The 1,103-nt window shown below is 43.2% G+C and carries 1 protein-coding gene; it reads left to right on the plus strand.

Annotation, left to right across the window (positions count from 1 at the left end; all coding sequences use genetic code 11):
• Positions 1–1,103, plus strand: a 1,103-nt coding sequence (locus AB4167_RS03595; RefSeq protein ID WP_372136140.1) for an Ig-like domain-containing protein, incomplete at both ends; no start/stop codon positions are given.

Genomic DNA, 1,103 nt, shown 5'->3' on the forward strand with positions numbered 1-1,103 from the left:
ACCGAAGATGGCGCGACAGTCGAATACCTTGTTGATGGAAACTGGACGACAACCGCACCCGTGCCAACGGAAGGTGACAACACGATCACCGTTCGTCAAACCGACGCAGCGGGTAATACCTCAGGCAGCTCAACGCTGACGTTCACTCTTGATACACAGGCTGAATCAGGAAATGTGATCGTAGATAGCATTACATCAGATGATGTTGTTACTGAGACTGAAAAAGAGCAAACAATTTTTGTTACAGGTACTGCTACCGGTGGAGACATACAACCTAACGACGTCGTAACTGCTGTCATCAATGGAGCGACATATACTAGTGTTGTAAAAGAGAATGGTATTTGGGAACTAAGTGTTAATGGTGAGGACCTAGCAGAAGACACCGAGTTCACTGTTTCTGTTAGTTCAACCGATAGCGCAGGAAACAGTGTTTCAAGCTCAGGAACTTCTACTCATATTTATGACTCGACTCCGGTTAATGTAAACATAGATATTGATCCGATTACTGAAGACTCAGTCATTAACGCAACTGAAGCTCAAGGGACGGTTACGATTACAGGTTCTATTACTGGTGAGGATTACGTTTCTGGAACAGTAACACTGACCATCAATGGCGTTGTGTATACAGGCCAAGTAATCGACGGGAAATATAGCATTGACGTCAATGGGTCTGACCTAAACTCCGATAGCGATAACATCGTCGATGCGAAGGTAGATGTAGTAAATGAAGCTGGAAATGTTGGCTCGGCTACTTCGACAGAGTTCTATCTAGTTGATTTAGCTGCTAGAGGAACGATCTTTATTGAATCCATCACTGACGACAATGTTATCAATCAAAGTGAAAGCGAAAGTACCGTTTCAGTTAAAGGTACTGTTGGAAGAGATGCGGATACTGGTGACCAGGTATCAGTCGTAGTAAATGGTGTGACTTATCTGACTGTTGTCCAAAGTGATAAAACATGGAGTGTAGATGTTCAGGGCAGTGATCTTGTAGCTGATAATTCAGTGACAGTTACTGTTACCGGACAAGATTGGGTTGGGAATGAATTTAGTAGTTCGATTTCTAGAACTTATGATTTAGACACCGATATCAGCAAACCGAC

The organism is Vibrio sp. 10N.286.49.E11 (assembly GCF_041469505.1).
In the GTDB taxonomy this organism is placed as follows: domain Bacteria; phylum Pseudomonadota; class Gammaproteobacteria; order Enterobacterales; family Vibrionaceae; genus Vibrio; species Vibrio crassostreae_C.